Source organism: Pseudomonas sp. HTZ2, assembly GCF_033173945.1.
GTDB classification, from domain to species: domain Bacteria; phylum Pseudomonadota; class Gammaproteobacteria; order Pseudomonadales; family Pseudomonadaceae; genus Aquipseudomonas; species Aquipseudomonas guariconensis.
Genome location: NZ_CP137332.1, coordinates 1,968,110 through 1,987,172 on the forward strand (window position 1 = coordinate 1,968,110; position 19,063 = coordinate 1,987,172).

Annotated in this window: 13 protein-coding genes and 1 pseudogene; 13 read left to right on the plus strand and 1 reads right to left on the minus strand. The window is 62.7% G+C overall.

The features are described 5' to 3' along the window. Position 1 precedes the first annotated feature (1 nt). Positions 2 to 2,584: a bifunctional diguanylate cyclase/phosphodiesterase gene (locus R6G97_RS09185; protein WP_317848012.1), complete on the minus strand. Its 2,583-nt coding sequence runs from the start codon at positions 2,582 to 2,584 to the stop codon at positions 2 to 4. A gap of 301 nt (positions 2,585 to 2,885) precedes the next feature. On the opposite strand from R6G97_RS09185, the gene R6G97_RS09190 reads away from it, so the two are divergent. From R6G97_RS09190 to R6G97_RS09250, 13 genes and pseudogenes are all read left to right on the plus strand, one after another. Continuing rightward, a complete protein-coding gene (locus R6G97_RS09190; protein WP_182942414.1) occupies positions 2,886 to 3,980 on the plus strand; it encodes an MBL fold metallo-hydrolase in 1,095 nt (364 codons plus the stop codon). Between the two features lie 390 nt (positions 3,981 to 4,370). Then, positions 4,371 to 4,844 (plus strand): annotated as a pseudogene (locus tag R6G97_RS09195) (urocanate hydratase); the annotation flags it as partial. A gap of 86 nt (positions 4,845 to 4,930) precedes the next feature. After that, positions 4,931 to 6,463 carry a histidine ammonia-lyase gene (gene hutH, locus R6G97_RS09200; RefSeq protein WP_043207115.1) on the plus strand — a complete coding sequence of 511 codons (1,533 nt, stop codon included), beginning with the start codon at positions 4,931 to 4,933 and terminating at the stop codon, positions 6,461 to 6,463. Positions 6,464 to 6,607: 144 nt separating this feature from the next. Further along, positions 6,608 to 8,005 (plus strand): amino acid permease, encoded by a 1,398-nt coding sequence (locus tag R6G97_RS09205; protein WP_317848013.1) that lies wholly within the window; start codon positions 6,608 to 6,610, stop codon positions 8,003 to 8,005. A gap of 15 nt (positions 8,006 to 8,020) precedes the next feature. Then, the gene (gene hutI / locus R6G97_RS09210) at positions 8,021 to 9,226 is read left to right on the plus strand and encodes an imidazolonepropionase (protein WP_317848014.1); all 1,206 of its coding nucleotides are present in this window, start codon (positions 8,021 to 8,023) and stop codon (positions 9,224 to 9,226) included. 10 nt (positions 9,227 to 9,236) lie between these two features. Continuing rightward, on the plus strand, positions 9,237 to 10,040 hold the full coding sequence (gene hutG, locus R6G97_RS09215) for an N-formylglutamate deformylase (RefSeq protein WP_317848015.1): 804 nt from the start codon (positions 9,237 to 9,239) through the stop codon (positions 10,038 to 10,040). A 179-nt stretch (positions 10,041 to 10,219) separates the two neighbouring features. Continuing rightward, on the plus strand, positions 10,220 to 11,191 hold the full coding sequence (gene pip, locus R6G97_RS09220) for a prolyl aminopeptidase (RefSeq protein ID WP_043207123.1): 972 nt from the start codon (positions 10,220 to 10,222) through the stop codon (positions 11,189 to 11,191). Further along, entirely contained in the window at positions 11,188 to 11,625 is a 438-nt protein-coding gene (dtd, locus tag R6G97_RS09225) for a D-aminoacyl-tRNA deacylase (RefSeq protein WP_043207126.1), read from the plus strand. The genes pip and dtd overlap by 4 nt, the downstream gene beginning before the upstream one ends. Positions 11,626 to 11,888: 263 nt before the next feature. Continuing rightward, positions 11,889 to 13,610: a glucan biosynthesis protein G gene (locus R6G97_RS09230; protein ID WP_043207342.1), complete on the plus strand. Its 1,722-nt coding sequence runs from the start codon at positions 11,889 to 11,891 to the stop codon at positions 13,608 to 13,610. Further along, positions 13,603 to 16,176, plus strand: a complete 2,574-nt coding sequence (gene mdoH, locus R6G97_RS09235) for a glucans biosynthesis glucosyltransferase MdoH (RefSeq protein WP_043207128.1) — start codon at positions 13,603 to 13,605, stop codon at positions 16,174 to 16,176. Before R6G97_RS09230 ends, mdoH begins: the two co-directional genes overlap by 8 nt. A 247-nt stretch (positions 16,177 to 16,423) precedes the next feature. After that, entirely contained in the window at positions 16,424 to 17,221 is a 798-nt protein-coding gene (locus R6G97_RS09240; protein WP_043207344.1) for a transporter substrate-binding domain-containing protein, read from the plus strand. A gap of 109 nt (positions 17,222 to 17,330) precedes the next feature. Beyond that, a complete protein-coding gene (locus R6G97_RS09245) occupies positions 17,331 to 18,293 on the plus strand; it encodes an amino acid ABC transporter permease (RefSeq protein ID WP_070571066.1) in 963 nt (320 codons plus the stop codon). Beyond that, on the plus strand, positions 18,286 to 19,020 hold the full coding sequence (locus R6G97_RS09250) for an amino acid ABC transporter ATP-binding protein (RefSeq protein WP_043207132.1): 735 nt from the start codon (positions 18,286 to 18,288) through the stop codon (positions 19,018 to 19,020). Before R6G97_RS09245 ends, R6G97_RS09250 begins: the two co-directional genes overlap by 8 nt. The last annotated feature ends 43 nt before the right edge of the window (positions 19,021 to 19,063 follow it).

Here is a 19,063-nt window from a genome sequence, read left to right on the forward strand (position 1 = left end):
CTCAGAGCGCGCCACGCTGGTCGCTGCGCGCCTTGAGCAAACACTCGAAATGCTGGCGATCCAGCGGGCGGCTCAGGTAGTAGCCCTGGACTTCGTCACAGCGATCCTTGGCCAGCAGCTTGAGCTGTTGCTCGGTTTCCACTCCTTCGGCGGTCACCTCCAGGCCCATGGCCCGGCCCAGGTTGATGATTGCCTGAACCACGGCGCGATCGTTGCCGCTCGGGTTGCCTAGGCCTGCGATGAATCGCTTGTCGATCTTGATGCTGTCGAACGGGTAAGTCCGCAAGTAGCCCAGGGAAGAATAGCCGGTGCCGAAATCGTCCATGTTCAGGCGTACGCCGAGCTCCTTGAGGGCGAGCATGGTGCCTAGGGCGCCCTCGATGTCGTTGAGCATGACGTTTTCGGTGATTTCCAGCTCCAGGCGCTGGGCCGGAAAACCCGTGTCCAATAGGATTTCGCGTACATCCGCCACTACGTTGCTACGGGAAAACTGCGCCGGCGAAAGATTGACCGAAACCAGCAGGTCCTGGGGCCAGTCTCGGGCGCTTTGGCAGGCCTCGCGCAGTACCCATCGGCCGAGGGCGACAATGAGATCGCTTTGTTCGGCTAGAGGAATGAAGGTATCCGGGCCGAGCAGACCTTCCTGGGGATGCTGCCAGCGCAGGAGCGCTTCGACCGAAACGATCTGAAGGTCCCGCAGGCGATACCGGGGTTGATAGTGAAGCACGAATTCTTCGTGTTTCAGGGCGCGGCGAAGGTCGTTCTCCAATTGGCGGCGATACTGGATCTGCTGATTCATCTGCGCATCGAAGTAACGCCAAGTGTGCTTGCCTTCGCCTTTGGCCTGGTAAAGGGCGATGTCGGCGCAGCGTATCAGCTCCCCGGCATCGTAGCCTTGGGCGCGGCTCTGGGCGATGCCGAGGCTGGCGCCGATGTGCAGTGCTTGGTCTTCGAATAGGATGGGCTGCTGCAGCAGATCGATCAGTCGGGCACAGAAGCGATCGACTTCGCTGTGATTGTCCAGTCCACTGAGTACCAATACGAACTCGTCTCCGCCCAGGCGTGCTACCAGGTCACCTTCGCGGGTGGTATCGCGCAGGCGCGTGGCGACTTCCAGCAGCACGGCATCGCCAGCGGCATGGCCAAGGGCGTCGTTGATCGGCTTGAAGTTGTCCAGATCCAACAACAGCAAAGTCAGTGGCGGCGCGTCGCTGCCACGCAGCAGCGCCTGTTCCAGGTGGCGGGCGAGCTTGTTGCGATTGGCAAGGCCGGTGAGGGCATCGTGCATCGAAAGGTGCTGGATACGCGCATGGGCGTCCACTTCGTCGGTGATATCGCTGGCGGTACCGCGAAAACCGTTGTGCTTGCCCTCGAACAGGATCGGCCGAGCCGAGATCCGGCAATAACGGTTCTGGCCGTTGTGATCCCGGTAGGCGCAACGCAGGTTGGCCAGCTGCTGCGGGTCGGCCTGCGCCTGGCTGTCCAGCCAGGAGGAGAGGGGAGTGGTGTCGCAAGACAGTAGTTGGTTCAGCGGCTGGCCCAGCCAATCTTCGACGGCGTAGCCGGTGACTCGCACGAAGCGTTGGGACAGGTAGGTCAGGCGCTGTTGGCGATCGGTTTCCCAGATCCAATCGGACGCTGCCTCAGCGACGGCGCGAAAACGCTGCTCGCTGGCCTCCAAGGCCTGGTTGCTCTGCTGCAGGCGTTGCAGGCTCAGCTCGACGGCACGCGAGCCCTGCAACACCTGGCGAAACAGGTAGAGCATCACCAGCCCCAGTACCAGCAATGCCCCAGACAGAGGCGGGAGTACCGCCCAAAGCAATTGCCTGCCCGGTTGCGGGCTGCTCCAAGCCAGGCTGTAGCCGGTGTCGCCCAGCGTGATGCGAGGATGGCTGCGGGCATCGATCGCGTCCTTTTCCAGGTGCAGGTCGGTCAGGCCGGCGCCTTTACCGAGCTGGGAGAGCTTCGGTCCGGTCAGTTCATCGACGAACAGCATCACCGGTGCGTCGTCCACCTCGCTTGGCTCGACGTCTTTGTCCGGGCGTACGGCGGCGGCGCTGAGCACGGCCGGTGAACCGTCGAGCAACACAAACTGGGTCACCTGTTCCCGAGCAGGGGTCGCCGCGCGGGCCTCGGTGATAATCGCCGCCAAAGGTCCATCGATGAGGTCGCTGGCCGGCGAGTCGGTCGGATTTCCTCTGAGCAGGGCATAAGTGGTGCGCTGGTCGTCCACCACGAAGACGCCTTCGTAACCACTGGCGGTGTACAGTGAATCGCCGATGTTCTTCTCTTCGTAAGCCCAATGCCAATCGACCTGGCCGGCCAAGTGCTGGTAGGCGGCATCCCACACCGCATAACTGGACAGGAACTGACGCGAAGCCTGCAGTCGTTGTTCCAAGGCCTGGGTAGCCTGGAACGTGCTGCGTTCCTGCTCCTGTCGATCGAGAATTCGGGCAATGTTAAACAGTGCGCCTAGAGTGACCAGAGCGGCGAGTATAAACAGCAGGGAAAAACCAATGATCAGGCGACGAACCTGCAAGCGCGGAGCAGGGGTGCTGGGCGAAGAGTCGACATGCCTGTCCATGCGCGAGAGCTCCTTGATGAACTGCATCCCTGGTGCGCGGCGGCCTGGGGCAGGTTCAGTCAGGATAGGCCAGCTTGCGCGTGGCAGCGCCGTCCTGGGAGAAATTCACTTGGTCACGTTTTTCGCGCTTGGCTGCACTGTTCGGGAGACTTGGGGTCGGCTGTAAGGGGCCCAGCCCGCTACTGTTGTGTGTGGGGCACGTTTATCGCATAAGCCGCATTAATGTTGTTCAGCATCAATTCATCGATGAAAAATGGCCTCGCAGGCTATTTCACGGTTAAGCCAATCACTGTGGAGTACCATGAACGCCTTGCTTTTGGTCGGAGTGCTACTGCTCATGTTGCCCCTTGACTCTAACGCTGGTGGGGCGGCGCCCCATCGGGATGGGCGTTTTCATAACCAGGCCATCCTGCCTCAGGACGGCGCTCTGAAAAAACTGCGTATTGGCTTGAAGTACCTGTTCCTGCGCAAGCCCCCCGGAACACGCCCGACCGCATCCATCAGCCTGCAGCCGATGACCCGTCAACAAGTGCTTGATGCGCCGGACCACAGCCTCTGGCGCCTAGGGCATTCGACGGTACTGCTCAAGCTGCGCGGACGCTTCTTTATTACTGACCCGGTGTTCGCCGAGCGCGCCTCGCCCGTGCAATGGGCTGGGCCGCTACGTTTCCATGCTCCGCCCCTGAGCCTGGAGGAGCTGCCGCCGTTGACCGCAGTGATTCTTTCCCATGACCACTTCGATCACCTCGATGAACAGACGATTCGCCAGCTGGCGCCACGTACCGGGTTGTTTCTGACACCGCTTGGCGTGGGAGATCTCTTGATCAGTTGGGGGGTGCCTGCAGCCAAGGTGCGTCAGCTGGATTGGTGGGAGGAAATCGAGGTTGAAGGCATTCGCTTGGCGGCAACCCCGGCGCAGCACTTTTCAGGACGTGGTCTGTTCGACAGCAATCGCAGGTTGTGGGCGTCCTGGGTGGTAATGGATGAAGCGTTGCGTCTGTTCTTCAGTGGAGATACCGGCTATTTCGACGGCTTCCGTCGGATTGGCGAGCGCTACGGGCCGTTCGATCTGACGTTGATTGAAACCGGTGCCTACAACCTGGCCTGGCCCAACGTGCACATGCAGCCGGAGCAGAGCTTACAGGCCCACCTTGACCTGCGCGGGCGCTGGTTGCTGCCAATTCATAATGGAACCTTTGACTTGTCCATCCATGGATGGCAGGAGCCATTCGAGCGCATTGTTGCCCTGGCCTCGCAAGCGCAGGTGCGTTTGTCCACGCCACAAATGGGTGAGCGGGTCAGCCTGGATTCCCCGCATGAGGGACAGAACTGGTGGCAGCCGCGGCCGGTTCGTGAGCGGGGCAGGATGATCGAACGAGATGTTGTGACACGCTAAGGACATTGTTTTGAAGTTTTTGTGAAATAACTGTTGACGGGGTTTCGAATCCCCTTATAATGCGCCCCACTTCCGACGTAGTCGAAACGCAAAACTCCTTGATAATCAACGAGTTGAACGCTTCAGGTAGTATCGGAAGGGCTTCGGTCTTCTGATCGGCAGCGGTGAAAAAGGCAGTTGACAGCAGGTTTTGACGCTGTATGATTCGCCTCCCGCTACGAGAGATCGCAGCGAGTTAAGCGGTTGAAGTTGAACGGGTTTCTCGGAAAAAAACTTCAAAATAAACGCTTGACAGACTTAGAGGAAAGCGTAGAATGCGCGGCCTCGGTTGAGCAAAGCGCTTAACCAAATCGCTCTTTAACAATCGAATCAAGCAATTCGTGTGGGTGCTTGTGCTTCCAGGGTCTGCCGGCACGTATCTGCTGGGTGGGCCTGGGCCTGCGCGCCAAGCTGGGCCTGGCGTTCAACGAAATGGTCCGCAGCGGCGAGCTGTCGGCACCGATCGTCATCGGCCGCGACCACCTGGACTCCGGCTCGGTCTCCAGCCCGAACCGCGAAACCGAAGCCATGCGTGACGGCTCCGACGCCGTCTCCGACTGGCCACTGCTCAACGCCTTGCTCAACACCGCAGGCGGCGCCACCTGGGTTTCGCTGCACCACGGCGGTGGCGTGGGCATGGGCTTCTCCCAGCACTCGGGCATGGTCATCGTCTGTGACGGTACCGACGAAGCGGCCGCGCGTATCGCTCGCGTGCTGACCAACGACCCAGGGACTGGCGTGATGCGTCACGCCGATGCCGGCTACCAGATCGCCATCGACTGCGCCAAGGAACAGGGCCTGGACCTGCCGATGATCACGGGCTGATCGACGTTCCTTTGGTAATTGCCGAACAACGTTGATACTGAAAACAAGAAGGGGCCTGCGGGCCCCATGCGAATTGGAGTAGCGAAGTGACCGAACTGACTCTCAAGCCCGGCACCCTGACCCTGGCCCAACTACGGGCCATCCATGCAGCGCCCGTGCGCCTGCAACTGGATGCCAGCGCCGACCAGGCCATCGACGCCAGCGTTGCCTGCGTCGAGCAGATCATTGCCGAAGACCGCACCGCCTACGGCATCAACACCGGTTTCGGCCTGCTGGCTTCGACCCGCATCGCCAGCCATGACCTGGAAAACCTGCAGCGCTCGCTGGTGCTGTCCCACGCCGCCGGTATCGGCGCGCCGTTGGACGACGACCTGGTGCGTCTGATCATGGTCCTGAAGATCAACAGCCTCAGCCGCGGCTTCTCCGGCATCCGTCGCAAGGTCATCAACGCGCTGATCGCCTTGGTCAACGCCGAAGTCTATCCACACATCCCGCTCAAGGGCTCGGTCGGCGCCTCTGGCGACCTGGCACCGCTGGCGCACATGTCGCTGGTCCTGCTGGGTGAGGGCAAGGCACGTTACAAAGGTCAGTGGTTGCCTGCCACCGAGGCTCTGGCCGTCGCCGGCCTGGAGCCGCTGACCCTGGCTGCCAAAGAGGGCCTGGCCCTGCTCAACGGCACTCAGGCGTCCACCGCCTACGCCCTGCGCGGCCTGTTCCATGCCGAAGACCTGTACGCCGCAGCCATCGCCTGTGGCAGCCTGACCGTCGAAGCGGCCCTGGGCTCGCGTTCGCCGTTCGACGCACGTATTCACGAAGTCCGTGGCCAGCGCGGCCAGATCGACACCGCGGCCTGCTTCCGTGACCTGCTGGGCGACTCCAGCGAAGTGTCCCGCTCCCACGAAAACTGCGGCAAGGTCCAGGATCCGTACTCCCTGCGTTGCCAGCCGCAAGTCATGGGCGCCTGCCTGACCCAACTGCGCCAGGCCGCCGAAGTGCTGGCGATCGAGTCCAACGCTGTGTCGGACAACCCGCTGGTCTTCGCTGCCCAGGGTGACGTCATTTCCGGTGGCAACTTCCACGCAGAACCTGTGGCCATGGCCGCCGACAACATCGCCCTGGCCATTGCGGAGATCGGCGCGCTGAGTGAACGCCGCATCTCGCTGATGATGGACAAGCACATGTCCCAGCTGCCGCCGTTCCTGGTGGAAAACGGCGGCGTCAACTCCGGCTTCATGATCGCTCAGGTCACCGCGGCCGCCCTGGCCAGCGAGAACAAGGCCCTGTCGCACCCGCACAGCGTCGACAGCCTGCCGACCTCCGCCAACCAGGAAGACCATGTGTCCATGGCGCCGGCCGCCGGCAAGCGTCTGTGGGAAATGGCCGAAAACACCCGTGGCGTCCTCGCCATCGAGTGGCTGGGCGCCTGCCAGGGCCTGGACCTGCGTGAAGGCCTGAAGACCTCCGCCAAGCTGGAGCAGGCCCGTCTGGCCCTGCGCCGTGAAGTCCCGCACTACGACCGTGACCGCTTCTTCGCGCCGGACATCGAAGCCGCTGCCGAGCTGCTGGCCAAGGGTTGCCTGACCGGCCTGCTGCCAGCTGGCGTACTGCCCAGCCTGTAATACCCTCGGGGCCGCTCGCGGCCCATCGCAGGCTTCGCCAGCGCCCGCAGGATCGCAACTGCCTGGAGGCGCTGGCGAAGCCTGCGATGGGAGGCGAAGCGGCCTTTGTAGCCATCACCGGCAGAACAATAATAAGGGTGCGAAATGCAAGAAGGTCTCAAGCGCGGGCTAACGGCTCGGCACATTCGTTTCATGGCGCTCGGTTCCGCGATCGGTACCGGGCTGTTCTACGGTTCGGCATCGGCTATCCAGATGGCCGGCCCGGCAGTGCTGCTGGCCTACTTGATCGGTGGCGCGGCGGTCTTCATGGTCATGCGGGCCCTCGGCGAGATGGCCGTGCACAATCCGGTGGCCGGCTCCTTCGGTCACTACGCCAGTACCTACCTCGGCCCCATGGCGGGCTTCATCCTCGGCTGGACCTACGCCTTCGAGATGGTCATCGTAGCCATTGCCGATGTCACCGCGTTCGGGATCTACATGGGCTTCTGGTTCCCGGAAGTGGCCCGCTGGATCTGGGTGCTGGGCATCGTCTTCATCATCGGCGGCCTTAACCTGTGCAACGTCAAGGTTTTCGGTGAGATGGAGTTCTGGCTATCGCTGCTCAAGGTCGGCGCCATCGTGGCGATGATCCTGGCAGGTTTCGGCATCATGATCTTCGGCATGGGCCAGGCCAGCACTGGTGCCACTGTCGGTGTGAGCAACCTGTTCAGCCACGGCGGCTTCATGCCCAACGGCATCAGCGGTCTGATCGCCTGTTTCGCGGTGGTGATGTTCGCCTTTGGCGGCATCGAGATCATTGGCGTCACCGCCGGTGAGGCGAAAGATCCTCAACGCGTCATTCCCAAGGCGATCAACGCTGTACCGCTGCGTATCCTGCTCTTCTACGTGCTGACCCTGTTCGTACTGATGTGCCTTTACCCGTGGCCGCAGATCGGCAGCCAAGGCAGCCCGTTCGTGCAGATCTTCAGCAACCTGGGCATCGGCTCGGCGGCCGCAGTGCTGAACATCGTGGTGATTTCGGCGGCCGTCTCGGCCATCAACAGCGACATCTTCGGCGCTGGCCGCATGATGTATGGCCTGGCCCAGCAAGGCCATGCGCCTCGCAGCTTCGGCAAGCTGTCCAAGCACGGCGTGCCGTGGATGACCGTGCTGGTGATGGGCGCTGCGTTGCTGACCGGCGTGGTGCTCAACTACGTGATCCCAGAGAACGTGTTCCTGCTGATCGCCTCGATCGCCACCTTCGCCACCGTGTGGGTATGGCTGATGATCCTGATGAGTCAGGTGGCCATGCGCCGCAGCATGACACGCGAGCAGATCGCCGAGCTGAAATTCCCGGTACCGTTCTGGCCTTATGGGCCGGCAATGGCCATTGCCTTCATGTTGTTCATCTTTGGTGTGCTCGGTTACTTCCCGGACACTCAGGCCGCGTTGATCGTCGGCGTGATCTGGGTGGTGTTCCTGGTGGCCTCCTACCTGCTGTGGTGCAAGCCACGGGCAGGGCAGGGCCAACGGGTTCGCGAGCCGGCCGAGCTGCACCGCTAGTCACGGAGAACGCTTATGAGAACCCTCTGGCAGCACTGCCACGTGGCGACAATGGCCCAGGGCCTTTACTCGATCATCGAGGACGCCGCGATCGTCACCAACGCCGGGTTGATCGAGTGGATCGGCCCGCGTGGCGAGGTGCCCGTGGTCGATGCCGAGCGCACGGTGGACTTGGGCGGCGCCTGGGTCACCCCGGGCCTGATCGATTGCCATACCCATGCGGTGTTCGGCGGCAATCGCAGCGGTGAGTTCGAGCAGCGCCTGCAGGGCGTCAGCTATGCCGAGATCGCGGCCAACGGCGGCGGTATCGCCAGCACCGTACGGGCGACCCGCGCGGCCAGCGAAGACGAGCTGCTGGCCAGTGCTCGTCAGCGGGTCAAGGCGTTGATGCGCGATGGCGTGACCACCTTGGAGATAAAATCCGGCTACGGCCTGGACCTGGCCAACGAGCGCAAGATGCTCAGGGTCGCTCGGCGTCTGGGTGAGGAGCTGCCATTGACCGTGCGCAGCACCTGCCTTGCCGCCCACGCCCTGCCGCCAGAATATGCTGGCAGGGCGGATGACTACGTTGCGCATATCTGCGACGAAATGCTCCCGGCCCTGGCCGAAGAGGGCCTGGTGGACGCCGTCGATGCCTTCTGCGAACACCTGGCGTTCTCGCCGGCCCAGGTCGAAAAAGTCTTCATCAAGGCACGTGAACTGGGCCTGCCGGTCAAGCTGCATGCCGAGCAGTTGTCGTCGCTGCACGGCTCGAGCCTGGCGGCACGCTACCAGGCGCTGTCGGCCGACCACCTGGAGTTCATGACCGAGGAAGACGCCATCGCTATGGCCGAGGCCGGCACTGTCGCCGTGCTGTTGCCGGGCGCGTTCTACTTCCTGCGCGAAACCCAGTTGCCGCCGATGGATGCCTTGCGCCGCCATGGCGTGAAGATCGCCCTTGCCAGCGACCTCAATCCGGGCACCTCGCCCGGGCTGTCGTTGCGCTTGATGCTGAACATGGGTTGCACCTGCTTCCGTATGACGCCTGAAGAAGCCCTGGCGGGCGTGACCGTGCATGCGGCCACGGCCTTGGGGTTAGGCGAAAGCCATGGCTCGCTTGAGGTGGGCAAGGTCGCGGATTTCATCGCCTGGCAGATCGAGCGCCCGGCGGATCTGAGCTATTGGCTCGGCGGCGACCTGCCCAAGCGGGTGGTGCGCCTGGGTCATGAGATATCCAACTGAGTGAGGGCACATGGACAAGGTATTGAGTTTTCACCAGGGCCAGCTGCCGCTGCTGATCAGCATGCCTCACGCAGGCCTTGGCCTGACCGACGCCGTGCGTGACGGCTTGGTCGAGCAGGCGCGCAGCCTGCCAGACACCGACTGGCACATCCCACGTCTGTACGATTTCGCCAGGGACCTGGGTGCCAGCGTGGTGGCCGCCCAGTATTCGCGGTTCGTCATCGACCTGAACCGCCCGGATGACGACAAACCGTTGTACGCCGGCGCCACCACAGGCCTGTACCCGGCGACGCTGTTCGAGGGTGAGCCGTTGTTCAAGGCGGGCCAGGAACCCTCAGCCGATGAGCGCAAAGGCTACCTGGAGCACATCTGGCGTCCTTACCACGATACGATCCGCCAGGAGCTCGCGCGCCTGCGCGAGATTCACGGCTATGCCCTGTTGTGGGATGCCCACTCGATCCGCTCGGTCATCCCACACCTGTTCGACGGTAAGCTGCCGGACTTCAACCTGGGGACCTTCAGCGGCGCCAGCTGTGACCCGGTCCTGGCCGAGCGTCTGCTGGGTGTCTGCGCGCAGGCCCAGGGCTATACCTGCGTGCTCAACGGGCGCTTCAAGGGTGGGCACATCACCCGTCATTACGGCGATCCGGCGAACCACATCCATGCGGTGCAACTGGAGCTGGCGCAGAGCACCTATATGGAAGAGGTCGAGCCGTTCAAGTACCGCGAGGACCTGGCCCAGCCGACCCAAGTGGTGCTCAAGCAGTTGCTCGAGGCCGTCCTGGCCTGGGGCAGGGAGCGCTACGGGCGGTAAGTCCGCTGTCCTGTTCGCCGGTCTACCCGCTTCCACAGGTTCATCACCAGAGCCGTGGAAGCGGGGATTCCCGCGAACGGCCCTGCACACATCCACCTGTTTCACCGTGACACATGCTCAAAGCGCAATTCAGGTTTATGATGCCAGGCGGCAGATTAAATCCTCACACGGAGTGCGCAATGCAGACCCTGTACCCGCAGATCAAACCCTACGCCCGGCACGATCTGGCCGTGGAAGCACCGCATGTGCTGTATGTAGACGAAAGCGGATCGCCAGAAGGTCTGCCGGTGGTATTCATCCACGGTGGCCCCGGCGCGGGCTGCGATGCCCAGAGCCGTTGCTACTTCGACCCTACCCTCTACCGCATCATCACCTTCGACCAGCGCGGCTGTGGCCGATCGACTCCGCATGCGAGCCTGGAAAACAACACCACCTGGCACCTGGTCGAGGACCTGGAGCGCATCCGTGAGCACCTGGGCATCGACAAGTGGGTGCTGTTCGGCGGCTCTTGGGGCTCCACCCTGGCCCTGGCCTATGCCCAGACCCACCCCGAGCGGGTCCATGGCCTGATCCTGCGCGGCATCTTCCTGTGCCGCCCGCAGGAGATCCAATGGTTCTACCAGGAAGGCGCCAGCCGCCTGTTCCCCGATTATTGGCAGGACTACATCGCGCCGATTCCGCCGGAGGAGCGGGGCGACTTGGTCAAGGCCTTCCACAAGCGCCTGACCGGCAACGACCAGATTGCCCAGATGCACGCGGCCAAGGCCTGGTCGACCTGGGAAGGCCGGACCGCGACCCTGCGTCCCAACCCTCTGGTGGTCGATCGCTTCTCCGAGCCGCAGCGCGCGCTGTCCATCGCGCGTATCGAGTGCCACTACTTCATGAACAACGCCTTCCTCGAGCCGGACCAGTTGATCCGCGACTTGCCGAAGATCGCCCATTTGCCGGCAGTGATCGTCCATGGTCGCTATGATGTGATCTGCCCGCTGGATAACGCCTGGGCGTTGCACCAAGCCTGGCCCAACAGCGAGCTGAAGGTGATCCGCGACGCAGGCCACGCCGCCTCCGAGCCGGGGATCACCGACGCCTTGGTGCGCGCTGCCGACCAGATGGCCCGGCGCCTGCTCGACCTGCCTCTGGAAGAAGCATGAAAGGGCTGCTGCAGCGCGTACGCGGTGCGCGCGTCGAAGTAGAGGGCCAGATCGTCGGCTCGATCGATCAGGGCCTGCTGGTGCTGGTGGCCGTCGAGCCGGGGGATACCCGTGAGCACGCCGACAAGCTTCTGCACAAGCTGCTCAACTACCGGGTATTCAGCGACCCCCAGGGCAAGATGAACCTGTCCCTTAAGGACATCGGCGGCGGCCTGCTGCTGGTGTCCCAGTTCACCCTGGCCGCCGACACTCGCAATGGCATGCGTCCCAGCTTCTCCACCGCTGCGCCGCCTGCGCTCGGCGTCGAGATATTCGACTACCTTCTTGAGCGGGCCCGCGCCGCCCATGGCGATGTCGCCAGCGGCCGATTCGGGGCGGACATGCAGGTGCATTTGGTCAATGATGGCCCCGTAACATTTATGTTACAAATATGAGGTTAAAAAACCCCTTGTTTGAAGGAAAACAAGTGGGTTTGTACGATAAATAGTTGTTTCAGCCTGATGCGTTGTAACGCGCCCTGCTGGATAATCGCGCGCTGCGTGAGCCTACGTTCGTAGGCTCGTTTCACTCTGACTCGAGCACTGTCTGGAACCGTTTGGGGAATCATTAGGCCCTTACGGGGTCCGAACAGTGCTCGCCAACCCGGCATTGGTCGCTGGCCGTTGGTTTCATGATCTGTTTTCGGCGAGGGTTGCTCGTGATTGTTAGTCCCTGTATTGCACAAAGAATCCCCGGAAATCGGCTTCGCAAGGCCCTGGCGGCAGGCGTCGCGCTGGTTGGCCTGATGAGCGCTGGCCAGCTTTGGGCATTCAATCTTGACGATGTTGCAGCCAAGGCAAAGGATCTCGCCGGTCAGAAGTACGAAGCACCGAAGAGCAACCTGCCAGCGGTCTTCCGTGACATGAAGTTCGGGGACTACCAGAAAATCCGTTTCATCCAGGAAAAGGCCGAGTGGGCCAAGGACAAGACGCCGTTCAAACTGTCCTTCTACCATCAGGGCATGCACTTCGACACGCCGGTGAAGATCAACCAGGTCACCGCCACCAAGGTCGAAGAAATCAAGTACGACCCGAGCCGCTTCGAGTTCGGCGACGTCCCGCACGACCCCAAGACCGTCGAAAACCTCGGCTATGCCGGTTTCCGCGTGCTCTATCCGATCAACAAGGCCGACAAGCAGGACGAGATCATGACCCTGCTTGGCGCCAGCTATTTCCGCGTCGTCGGCAAGGGCCACGTGTATGGCCTGTCCGCCCGTGGCCTGGCCATCGACACCGCGCTGCCGTCGGGCGAGGAATTCCCGCGCTTCACCGAGTTCTGGGTCGAAAAGCCAAAGCCGACCGACAAGCACCTGGTGATCTACGCCCTGCTGGATTCGCCACGCTCCACCGGCGCCTACAAGCTGACCCTGCGTCCAGGCAGCGATACCCTCCTGGACGTCAAGTCCAAGGTCTTCCTGCGTGACCATGTCAGCCGCCTGGGCGTTGCCCCGCTGACCAGCATGTTCCTGTTCGGCGCCAACCAGCCGTCCAAGGTCCTCAATTACCGCCCGGCCCTGCACGACTCCGAGGGCCTGTCGATCCACGCGGGCAACGGCGAATGGCTGTGGCGCCCGCTTAACAATCCCAAGCATTTGGCCGTGAGCAGCTTCAGCGTGGAGAACCCCCGTGGTTTCGGCCTGCTGCAGCGCCAACGTGAGTTCAGCGCCTACGAAGACCTCGACGACAACTACCAGAAGCGTCCAAGCGCCTGGGTCGAGCCGCGTGGCGACTGGGGCAAGGGCACCGTCGACCTGGTCGAGATTCCGACCGCCGACGAGACCAACGACAACATCGTGGCCTTCTGGAGCCCAGAAAAGCTGCCTGAGCCTGGCAAGCCGATGGAGTTCGAGTACCGCCTGCGCTGGACCATCAACGAGTCCCAACTGCACTCGCCAGAGCTGGGCTGGGTCAAGAAGACCATGCGCTCCACTGGTGATGTGAAACAGTCCAATTTGATCCGCGAAGCCGATGGCAGCGTGGCTTTCCTGGTCGACTTCGAGGGGCCGACCCTGGCCGCCCTGCCGGAAGACACCGCCCTGCGCAGCCAGGTCAGCGTCGGCGACAACGCCGAGGTGGTCGAGAACAACCTGCGCTATAACCCTGAAACCAAGGGCTGGCGCCTGACCCTGCGACTGAAGGTCAAGGATCCGAGCAAGTCCACCGAGATGCGCGCCGCACTGGTGCGTGACGTTCCGGTGGAACCGGCCAAACCGGCCAAGGAAGGCAAGCAGGACAAGGCCGCAGCCAAGCACGCCAAGGCCGAGAAAGCCGCCAAGGCTGAACAACCTGCCGCCGATGCGGCACCCACCAACGGGGCACCGGCCACCACCGAAAAAGTGATGACCGAGACCTGGAGCTATCAGTTGCCTGCCGATGAGTAACTCAAGCGCACGGCCAGAATCGCTTGGCGAATACCTGGCCCACCTTCCCCTGAGCGATGAGCAGCGCGCGGAACTCGCCAGCTGCCAATCGTTCAGTGAGCTGCACCAACGCCTGGCGGCCCGACCGGCCGCCAACCCCGCCGAGGCCGTGCAGGCCTCGGTGGGCCCACGCCTGACCGTGGGTAGCGCCGCCGAGCTCGAGGACGCCGAAATGCTCGGCGTCGACGGCAGCGGCCGGCTGTGCCTGAAGATCGCACCGCCGATCAAGCGTACCCGCGTAATCCCCGAGCCATGGCGCACCAACATCCTGGTGCGCATGTGGCGCCGGCTCACCGGGCGCACCAATGCACCGCAACCGCCCAAGCGCGAGTTGCCACCGGCCCGCTGGCGCCGGGTCGGCTCCCTGCGCCGCTATATTCTCCTGGCCTTGATGATCGGGCAGACCCTCGTTGCCGGCTGGTACATGAAGGGCATCCTGCCGTACCAGGGCTGGTCGTTCGTTTCGCTCGACGAAATCATGGCCCAGTCGCTCTGGGAGTCGGTGGTGCAGGTCTGGCCCTATGCTTTGCAGACGAGCATCCTGATCCTGTTCGGCATCCTGTTCTGCTGGGTGTCGGCGGGCTTCTGGACCGCGCTGATGGGCTTTCTCGAATTGCTCACCGGTCGTGACAAGTACCGCATCTCCGGCAGCAGCGCCGGCAACGAGCCGATCGCGCCCCAGGCGCGTACCGCGCTGGTCATGCCGATCTGCAACGAAGACGTGCCACGGGTGTTCGCCGGCCTGCGTGCGACCTTCGAGTCGGTGGCCGCCACGGGCGACCTGGACCGGTTCGACTTCTTCGTGCTCAGCGACACCAACGACACTGACATCGCCGTGGCCGAGCAACAGGCCTGGCTGGACGTGTGCCGTGAGGCCAAGGGCTTCGGCCGTATCTTCTATCGCCGCCGCCGTCGTCGCGTGAAGCGCAAGAGCGGCAACCTGGACGACTTCTGCCGTCGTTGGGGGGGCGAGTACAAGTACATGGTCGTGCTCGACGCCGACAGCGTCATGAGCGGTGAGTGCCTGACCAGCCTGGTACGCCTGATGGAGGCCAACCCGGACGCCGGCATCATCCAGACCGCGCCCAAGGCCTCGGGCATGGATACCCTCTATGCGCGCCTGCAGCAGTTCGCCACCCGCGTCTATGGCCCGCTGTTCACCGCCGGCCTGCACTTCTGGCAACTGGGCGAATCGCACTACTGGGGCCATAACGCGATCATTCGCATGAAGCCCTTCATCGAGCATTGCGCCCTGGCGCCATTGCCGGGCAAGGGTGCGTTCGCCGGTGCGATCCTCTCCCACGACTTCGTCGAGGCCGCGCTGATGCGCCGTGCCGGCTGGGGTGTGTGGATCGCCTATGACCTGCCGGGCAGCTACGAAGAACTGCCGCCGAACCTGCTCGATGAACTCAAGCGCGACCGGCGCTGGTGCCACGGCAACTTGATGAACTTCCGACTGTTCCTGGTCAAGGGCATGCACCCGGTACACCGCGCGGTGTTCCTGACCGGTGTCATGTCGTACCTGTCGGCGCCATTGTGGTTCTTCTTCCTGGTGCTCTCGACCGCGCTGCTGGCGACCAACACGCTGATGGAGCCGCAGTACTTCATCGAGCCGTTCCAGCTCTACCCGCTGTGGCCGCAATGGCATCCGGAGAAGGCCATCGCGCTGTTCTCCACCACCGTCGTGCTGCTGTTCCTGCCCAAACTGCTCAGCGTCATCCTGATCTGGGCCAAGGGCGCCACGGAGTTCGGGGGGCGCATCAAGGTCACCGTGTCGATGCTGATCGAGATGCTGTTCTCCATGCTGCTGGCGCCGGTGCGGATGATTTTCCACACCCGCTTCGTCCTGGCCGCGTTCCTCGGCTGGGCGGCGACCTGGAATTCGCCGCAGCGTGACGACGACTCCACGCCGTGGAGCGAGGCAGTCCGTCGCCACGGTCCGCAGACGCTGCTGGGCATCGCCTGGGCGGCCTTGGTGGCTTGGCTGAACCCAAGCTTCCTGTGGTGGCTGGCGCCGATCGTGGGCTCGCTGGTGCTGTCGATTCCGGTCTCGGTGATTTCCAGCCGTACGCGCCTGGGCCTGGCGGCCAAGGACGAGAAGCTGTTCCTCATCCCCGAGGAATACGCGACGCCGCAGGAGCTGCTGGCGACCGATCAGTACACCCATGAGAACCGCTGGCATGCCCTGCACGACGGCTTCGTTCGTGCGGTGGTCGACCCACGGCAGAACGCCCTGGCGTGCGCCATGGCTACCGCACGCCATGGTCAGGCCGCGCCGATCGAGGCGTTGCGCATCGAGCGTGTGGCCAAGGCCCTGGAAGTCGGGCCCAAGGGCCTGGATGGCAACACCCGCCTGGCGCTACTGAGCGACCCGGTGGCGCTCTCGCGCCTGCATGAGCAGGTATGGGCATCGAACAACGAGGCCTGGATCGGGGTATGGCGCAGCTCCATCACCAACGATCCACACTCGCCGCTGCTGCCGTTGCACCCGGAAAACCAGGCCCAGCCTTCACTGGTCGGCGCCTGATTCCCCAAGGGCCGCTTTGCGGCCCTTTTCCCAGGCTTCGCCAGAGTCCACCGGTGTCTTCACCGAACCTGTGGAGGCTGCTGAAGCCTGTGGCCAGGGCCTGTGTCTCTATTTTGGCCAACAATGTCCCCCCCGGCTCTAGGTCCTAGGCCGCGCATGCGTTAGCATCCCTCTCGATATTGCGTATCGGTCTATCGACCTTTCCAACAATAAAATTCGCAACACTTTGCTAGGGGACTTGGTAATGATGAAGAAATACCTGTCGCGACTGCTGGTCGGTGTCACCGCACTGGTCGCCGTCACCGCCGCCCAGGCGGGCGCCATCGAAGACGCCGTCAAACGCGGTACCTTGCGGGTCGGTATGGACCCGACCTACATGCCCTTCGAAATGACCAACAAGCGTGGCGAGATCATCGGTTTCGAGGTGGACATCCTCAAAGCCATGGCCAAGTCCATGGGCGTCAAGCTGGAAACCGTCTCCACCGCCTATGACGGCATCATCCCAGCCCTGCTGACCGATAAGTTCGACATGATCGGCAGCGGCATGACTCTGACCCAGGAGCGCAACCTGCGCCTGAACTTCAGCGAACCCTTCATCGTCGTCGGCCAGACCCTGCTGATCCGCAAGGAACTCGCGGGCGAGATCAAGTCCTACAAAGACTTGAACAACGAGAAGTACCGCATCACCTCCAAGCTCGGCACCACCGGCGAGATGGTTTCCAAGAAACTCATCAGCAAGGCCAAGTATCACGGTTACGACAACGAGCAAGAGGGCGTGATGGACGTGGTCAACGGCAAGGCCGATGCTTTCGTCTACGACGCCCCGTACAACGTGGTAGCGGTCGAGAAGGCCGGTGCCGGCAAGCTGCTGTTCCTCGAAGAGCCGTTCACCTACGAGCCGCTTGCCTTCGGTCTGAAGAAGGGCGACTACGACAGCATCAACTTCATCAACAACTTCCTGCACCAGATCAAGAACGACGGGACCTACGATCGTATTCACGACAAGTGGTTCAAGAACAAAGACTGGCTGAAGGACATGGAATAAGCAGTAGCTACAAGCCGCAAGCTGCACGCTGCAAGATGAAACAGAGCCTACGCTTGGCCTGTTCTTGCCGCGTGTTGCTTGCGGCTTGCCGCTTTCTGGAGTACCCCAATTGATCAAGCACAAGAAAGCCCAGTGGCCCTGGCACGGGTTGACCGCGCTGGTCCTGGTGGGGCTGGCGTTCAGCCTCTACCTGGCCACCTCGATGATTTCCTACGAGTGGCGCTGGAACCGCGTTCCCCAATATTTCGCCTACCAGGCCGAAGAAGCGCAGCGCGCCGCTGAAAACGGCTCTGTCGAAGACATCACCCTCTCGGGCGACACCGCCCGCGTGACGCTCAAGGATGAAAGCGGCGGTCAGCAGGTCGTCACCGTCGCCAAGGACAGCCTGCTGCTGAGCCGTGGCGATGACGTCGCCGAGGGCGACCAGATCGGCGTGACCCGCCAGTGGGCCATTGGCCCCTTGACCTGGGGCCTGTGGACCACCCTATGGATCTCGGTAGTGTCCGGCGCCTTGGGCTTGGTGATCGGCCTGTTCGCCGGTTTGTGCCGGCTGTCGAACAACCCGACCCTGCGCGATCTTTCCACCGTCTATGTCGAGCTGGTACGCGGCACACCGCTGCTGGTGCAGATCTTCATTTTCTACTTTTTTATCGGCACCGTGCTCAACCTGTCCCGGGAATTCGCGGGGGTGGCGGCGTTGGCGTTGTTCACTGGCGCCTACGTAGCCGAGATCGTGCGCGCCGGTGTGCAGTCGATCGCCAAGGGGCAGAACGAAGCGGCACGCTCGCTGGGCCTGAACGCCAGCCAGTCGATGCGTCACGTGATCCTGCCCCAGGCGTTCAAGCGCGTGCTGCCACCGCTGGCCGGCCAGTTCATCAGCCTGGTCAAGGACACCTCGCTGGTCTCGGTGATCGCCATCACCGAACTGACCAAGAGCGGCCGCGAGGCTATCACCACCTCGTTCTCGACCTTCGAGATCTGGTTCTGCGTGGCAGGCCTGTACCTTCTGATCAACCTGCCGCTGTCGCACATGGCCAGCCGGCTCGAGCGGAGGCTTGCGCAAAGTGATTGAAGTCCGTGATCTGGTAAAAGTCTTCGACACCCGTGGCCAGGTGGTGCGCGCGGTGGACAACGTCTCCACTCGCGTGGCCAAGGGCGAAGTGGTGGTGGTGCTTGGGCCGTCAGGCTCGGGCAAGTCGACCTTCTTGCGTTGCCTGAACGGCCTGGAGCATTTCGACGATGGCCATGTGTCCATCGACGGCCTGCAGCTGGATGATCCGAAGACCGACATCAACGCCTACCGCCGCGAAGTCGGCATGGTGTTCCAGCATTTCAACCTGTTCCCGCACATGACGGTGCTCGAGAACCTGTGCCTGGCCCAGAAGGTGGTGCGCAAACGTGGCAAAGCCGAGCGCGAAGCCAAGGCGCGCGCGCTGCTGGAGAAGGTCGGCATTGCCCAGAAAGCCAACGAATACCCTTCGCGCCTTTCCGGTGGCCAGCAGCAGCGCGTGGCCATCGCCCGAGCCCTGGCGATGGAGCCGAAGGTGATGCTGTTCGATGAACCCACCTCGGCGCTGGACCCGGAAATGGTCGGCGAGGTACTGGATGTCATGAAGACCCTGGCCCAGGAAGGCATGACCATGGTCTGCGTGACCCACGAAATGGGCTTTGCCCGTGAAGTGGCCGATCGCGTGCTGTTCTTCGACCACGGCAAGCTCCTCGAAGACTCCCCGCCCCAGCAGTTCTTCGCGGCTCCTAAAGACCTGCGCGCCCAGGCCTTCCTGCGTCAGGTGCTGTAGAGCGGGGAGCAAGCTTCAAGCGGCATGAAAAAAGCCGAACCGA